This window comes from Micromonospora sp. NPDC003776 (assembly GCF_053605645.1).
This window is the reverse complement of record NZ_JBSGJR010000446.1, coordinates 312-6,025: the sequence shown is the minus strand read 5'-3', so window position 1 is coordinate 6,025 and position 5,714 is coordinate 312. Positions and strand designations below refer to the sequence as shown.

At 72.2% G+C, this 5,714-nt stretch carries 5 protein-coding genes and 1 pseudogene; 4 read left to right on the top strand and 2 right to left on the bottom strand.

The features are described 5' to 3' along the window. Positions 1–239 precede the first annotated feature (239 nt). Positions 240–1,040, bottom strand: coding sequence for an ABC transporter permease (locus ACWEVO_RS27680; RefSeq protein WP_452310425.1), 801 nt, complete (start codon positions 1,038–1,040; stop codon positions 240–242). Positions 1,041–1,177: 137 nt separating this feature from the next. Further along, entirely contained in the window at positions 1,178–2,209 is a 1,032-nt protein-coding gene (locus ACWEVO_RS27675; RefSeq protein ID WP_452310424.1) for an ABC transporter substrate-binding protein, read from the bottom strand. Positions 2,210–2,497: 288 nt separating this feature from the next. On the opposite strand from ACWEVO_RS27675, the gene ACWEVO_RS27670 reads away from it, so the two are divergent. The 4 genes and pseudogenes from ACWEVO_RS27670 to ACWEVO_RS27655 form a co-directional block, all read left to right on the top strand. Next, on the top strand, positions 2,498–3,340 hold the full coding sequence (locus ACWEVO_RS27670) for an ABC transporter ATP-binding protein (protein WP_452310423.1): 843 nt from the start codon (positions 2,498–2,500) through the stop codon (positions 3,338–3,340). A 2-nt stretch (positions 3,341–3,342) separates the two neighbouring features. Then, the gene (locus ACWEVO_RS27665; RefSeq protein ID WP_452310422.1) at positions 3,343–4,293 is read left to right on the top strand and encodes an LLM class F420-dependent oxidoreductase; all 951 of its coding nucleotides are present in this window, start codon (positions 3,343–3,345) and stop codon (positions 4,291–4,293) included. After that, entirely contained in the window at positions 4,290–4,598 is a 309-nt protein-coding gene (locus ACWEVO_RS27660; RefSeq protein ID WP_452310421.1) for a cupin, read from the top strand. The genes ACWEVO_RS27665 and ACWEVO_RS27660 overlap by 4 nt, the downstream gene beginning before the upstream one ends. A 73-nt stretch (positions 4,599–4,671) precedes the next feature. Beyond that, a pseudogene (locus ACWEVO_RS27655) lies at positions 4,672–5,714 on the top strand (hypothetical protein); the annotation flags it as partial.

Genomic DNA, 5,714 nt, shown 5'->3' with positions numbered 1-5,714 from the left:
GGCCGCGATCGTCCTGGTCGCCATCATGAGCATCCTGCTCTACTCCGCCCTCACCCTGGTCGAACGCCTAGCCCTCCCCTGGGTAAAAGCCAACACCTCGGTGGTCCCACGTCGTCCGTCCGTCTCTGTGGACCTTGCGTGTGCCGCCTCCAGGTGAAGTCCACTGTCGACGCCGATCCAGCGTCCACACCCGGCGGACAGCGGATCCACTGTCGGCGGCGTCCCTTACCGTCGGGTGGCTACCGGGCTGAGGTGGTGGCTTTTACCCAGGGGAGGGCTAGGCGTTCGACCAGGGTGAGGGCGGAGTAGAGCAGGATGCTCATGATGGCGACCAGGACGATCGCGGCCCAGGCCGTGGCGGTGTCGCCGACGCCGTTGTACTGGAGGATCTGGTAGCCGAGGCCGGGCTTGTCGGAGTAGAACTCACCGATCACCGCGCCGATCGCGGCGAGCGGCATGGCCACCTTCAGCCCGACGAAGATCTGCGGCAGGGCGGCCGGGAGCCGCACCTTGCGGAACGACTGCCACCAGGACGCGTTCCACGAGCGGGCCAGCTCGGCCAGGTCGGCCGGCGTGGTGGTCAACCCGGTCGCGGTGGAGAGCACGATCGGGAAGAAGCAGAGCAGGAACACCATGGTGAGGATGGGCTTCTGCCCCCAGCCCACCGCGACCACCAGCAGTGGGCCGAACGCGATCTTCGGCACCGCGTTCACCGCCACCAGCAGCGGCGCGAACATCCGCTCCACCCGGTTGGAGGCGGCCAGGGCCATCCCGATCAGCACCCCGGCCGCGGTGGAGAGCAGGAAGCCGAGCAGGGTCATCCAGACCGTGATGCCCAGGGCCGGCAGCAGCACGTGCGCGCTTGCCGTCAGCCCCTGCCACACCGCCTGCGGCGGCGGCAGCGCCGCCGGGTGCACCAGGTGCAGCCCGGAGGTGACGACCCACCAGGCCGCCACCGCGATCACCAGCCCGAGCGCCGGCAGCACCATCGCCGACGGTCGTACGCCGAACCGGCTCGGGGTGGTCTCCGCCGGCGTCACCGGCTCCGCCGTCGGGGTCGTCGTCAACTGGGCCACGCTGTCCTCCTCTCTCGGCCGGCCGCCCGGCCGGCACGCGAAGGGGGTGCGCCCCGCCGGAACCCCGGCGGGTGCGCACCCCCGCATCCCGAGCCGACCGGTCAGGCCTTCGGCGCGAGGTTGAAGTCGATGATCTGGTCGGGGGTGATGTTCTGCTTGAGCGCGCCCGCGCCCTGGAGCAGCGCGATGCTCTTGGCGACCCGGCCCTGGTCCAGGGTGCCCAGCGCGGTCCCCGAGTTGCTGGACCGGACGTAGGCGGCCATCAGCTGGAGCTCGGCGGCGGCGGCCTGCGGGTTGGCGGCGTCCACGTTCTTCTTCAGGATCTGACCGGCCTCCTCCGGGTTGGCCAGCGCGTACTCCAGGCCCTTGAGCAGCGCCGCGGTGAAGCGCTTGACCATGTCCGGCTTCTCCTTGGCGATCTTCGTGGAGGTGATCAGGGCGTTGCCGTAGAGGTCGGTCATCACGTTGCTGTAGGGCAGCACGACCGGCTTCTTCTTGGTCACCGCCTCGACTGTGGGCTGGCCGACCACGAACTGGCCGATGCCGTCGACCGAGCCGGAGGCCAGGGTGCCCATCAGCGTCTGCGCCTCACCGTTGACCCAGGTCACCTTGCTGGCGTCGATGCCGGCCAGCCGGGCGTACGTCGGGAAGAGGTTGCGCACGACGGAGGTGGGGGTGTCGGCGAGCTTCTTGCCCTCCAGGTCCTTCGGGGTGGCGATGTTCTTGCCCTCGACCGACACGATGGCGGCCATGGTCCGCTGCTGGATCGCCGCGACCGCGACGAAGTCCTTGGCCTGGCCGTTGCCGAACTGGAGGATGCCACCGGTCAGGTCGATCGGGCCGAAGTCCGCCTGGCCACCGGTGATGGTCTGGATGACCGCACCGGTGCCCTGGCCGGGCTTGATGTCCACGTCGAAGCCGGCCTCCTTGAAGAAGCCCTTGTCCTTCGCCACCCAGGCGTAGGAGTCACGGCCGAAGTTGCCGAACGAGGTGAGGTAGGTCACCTTCTCCAGGGCCGCACCACCGGCGGCCTTGGTCTCGCCGGACTTGTCCGAGTCGCTGCTGCAACCCGAGACCAGGGCGAGGGCGGTGGCCAGCGCGGCGGCGGCGACCGTACGGGTCAGCCTTCTCATCAGTGCACCATGTCCTTTCCGACCAGGCCATGTTCGCCTGGTCGGGTCGTGGGTCCGACGGTGTCGGCAGGAGGGGGCAGCCGACAGGACCGTCGTGAGGGGACTCTTCGCGCGCAACAGCGTACGAGAAGCGCAACGCGACGATGCCCGGGCGTACGGTTGCGGAACGGAAACGAAGTTGCTTGACGGAAAGTGGACTGACGTCCACCCCGGACGGTGCTATAAGGATCGGCTACCGCTACGCTAGCCCGGCTCGCGTTCAGCACGGGGAAGGGAGCCGGCGGCGAGATGATCCGACTGTCCGGGGTGTCCCGCACCTTCGACGGCCGCTCCGGGCGGGTCGAGGCGCTGCGCGGCATCGACCTCGACGTCGCCGAGGGCGAGTTCGTCGCCGTACTGGGCCGGTCCGGCTGCGGCAAGTCCACCCTGCTGCGCATGATCGCCGGCCTGCTCCCGGTCACCGCGGGCGAGATCACCGTGGCGGGTACGCCGATCACCAAGCCCCGCCGGGACATCGCCATGCTGTTCCAGCGGCCCGCGCTGCTGCCCTGGCGCTCGGTGCTGGACAACGTCCTGCTGCCGGTCGAGATCTTCGGCTGGAGCCGGGCGAAGCACCGCGACCGGGCCCGCGCACTGCTGGAGATGGCCGGCCTGGGCGGCTTCGAGAAGCGCCTGCCGCACGAGCTCTCCGGCGGCATGCAGCAGCGCGTCTCGCTATGCCGGTCGCTGATCGGCGAGCCCCGCGTGATGCTCATGGACGAGCCCTTCTCGGCGCTCGACGCGCTCACCCGCGAGGAACTCTCCGGCGAACTCCAGCGGGTGCACATGGAGACGAGGGCGACCATCGTCTTCGTCACCCACTCGATCGACGAGGCGGTGCTGCTCGCCGACCGGGTCGTCGTGCTCAGCCCGCGTCCCGGCCGGATCCGCGAGATCGTCGAGGTCAAGGTGCCCCGACCCCGCACGCTGGGTCGCCACGCGCACCTCGCCGACGTGGCCCGGATCAGCGCCGAGCTGCACGAACTGCTGATGGAGCGGGACGCCCCCGGCGTACCCGCGCCGGCCGGACCGGCGCCGGAGCCGGCCGCGCCGACGGAGGAGCCGGCGCCGACCGGCACGGGAGGACAGTGACGATGCGGGTTTCCGTCTTCACGGAGCCGCACCGCGGGGCCAGCTACGACGACCAGCTCCGGTTCGCCCGGCGGGTCGAGGAGTGCGGCTACGAGGGCTTCTTCCGGGCCGACCACTACCGGGCGATGGGTGACGAGCCGGGACTGCCCGGCCCCACCGACGCCTGGCTGACGCTGGCCGCGCTGGCCCGGGAGACCTCCCGGATCCGGCTCGGCACCCTGGTCACCTCGGCCACCTTCCGGCTGCCCGGCCCGCTGGCCGTGATGGTGGCCCAGGTCGACCAGATGAGCGGCGGCCGGGTCGAGCTGGGCATCGGCGCCGGCTGGTTCGAGCGGGAGCACACCGCCTACGGCATCCCGTTCCCCGGGGTCACCGAGCGGTTCGACCGGCTGGCCGAGCAGCTCGAGGTGGTCACCGGGCTGTGGGGCACCCCGCCCGGCGAGACGTACAGCTTCAAGGGCGAGCACTACCAGCTCCTGGACGCGCCGGCGCTGCCCAAGCCGGTGCAACGGCCGGGCCCCCCGGTGATCATCGGCGGACGCGGCCCGAAGCGCACCCCCGAGCTGGCCGCCCGGTACGCCGACGAGTTCAACATGCCGTTCAAGACCGTCGCCGAGACGGCCGCCGCCTACCAGCGGGTACGGGAGGCGTGCGAGCGGGCCGGGCGGGACGCCTCGGGACGCGCCCCCCTGGTGCTCTCTGCCGGTGTGGTGGTGGCCATCGGCCGGACCGACGCGGAGGCACAGCGTCGGGCCGCCCCGCTGCACGTCAAGAGCGCCCTGCCGCCGGAGGACCCGGTGGTCGGCTCCCCCGCCCAGCTCGTCGACCGGCTCGGCGAGTTCGCGGCGATCGGCGCCACCCGGGTGCACCTGCGGCTGATCGACTTCGACGACCTCGACCACCTGGAGCTCATCGCCGCCGAGGTGCTCCCCCAACTGGACGGGATCCGATGACCCACCTCTCCCCCGACGTCGAACTCGGCCCCGTGGGCCAGGAGATCGTCTACGAGAACGACCGGGTGCGCGTCTGGCACATCCGGCTGGAGCCGGGCGAGCGCCAGCCGCTGCACCGGCACGACCACCCGTACCTGGTGGTGGCGATCCAGGGCGCGAAGAACGTGGTGCAGACGATCGACGGTACGAAGATCGACGCCGACGAACCGACCGGCGGGGTGGTCTACCGCGACCCGGGCGCCGTGCACATGCTGACGAACGTCGGGGACACCACCTATCTCGCCCGGCTGGTCGAGCTGAAGTAGCCACTGCTCACGGCGCTGCTCCCTAAGGAGTGGCAAGTGGCGATCGACGGCACCGGGCCGTAACGTGCCCGACATGGCCTTTCGGACGTGGGGCAGACTGCTGCTCACGGCGCTCGGGGTGAGCGTGCTGGCCGGGGCCGGCCAGCTCGGCATCGCGTACGGCTTCGGCGTGGTACGCCTCGACGGCGCGTTCGCCGACGGTTCGGTCAACCGGTGGCCCGCCCAGCTCGCCTGGGTCGGCTGGTTCGCCGCGGTCGCCGCCGTCGCCGGCACGGTGCTCACCGAACGCCTCGCCCGCCGGGACGGCTTCCCCGGGGGCACCAGCGAACAGCTCTCCGTGGCCGGCGCCGCCGCGCTCGGCGCGATCGTCGTCGCACCACTGTGCATGCAGCCGGCCCGCGCCGCCGAGCTCGGCGGCACCGTCGACCCGGTGTGGGCGGTCGGCATCTGCGCGATCCTCGGCGCGGTGGTCGGGGCGGGCGCCTCGATCGCCGTCCTGCTCAAGCCCCCGTTCGGGTGGAACATCGTGCTGACCGCGGCGGCCGTCTGGCTGCTCGCGCTGCTCTCCGTCGCGCCGACGGTGGCCTCCACCCGCCCGCTGCACACCGTACGTCTCGGGGTTCTCGAACCGTCCTGGCTGGACCCCGGGGCGGCCCAGCGCCTGGCCATGCTGATCCTGCCGACGGTCGCCCTGCTCGCCGGCGCGGCGGTCGGCGCGCTGGCCCGCCGTCGTGGCCACCTGCCGCTGGTGGGCGGGGCGGCCGGAGCGGCCGGGCCGGTGCTGCTGGCCTTCGCGTACCTGACCGCCGGGCCCGGCGACGCGGCCGACCGCTACCAGCTCGCCCCCTATTACGGCGCGCTGATCGCGGTCGCCGCCGGCGCGCTCGGCTCGGCCGCCACCACGGTGCTGCGTCGGCAGCCGACCGGGGCCGGGACCGATGCCATCGAGCCCACCGACATCCTCCAGCCGCTGCCGCTGTCGCCGGGCGTCCCCGCGGCCCCGGCCGCCGGCTCCGCCGCGCTCACCACCCAGCTCCCCCTGGCGGTCCCGGACGGGACACCGGCGGGCACCGGCCAGTCCCAGTGGGCGGGGGTGTGTCGAGCGGCCGGCCGCTG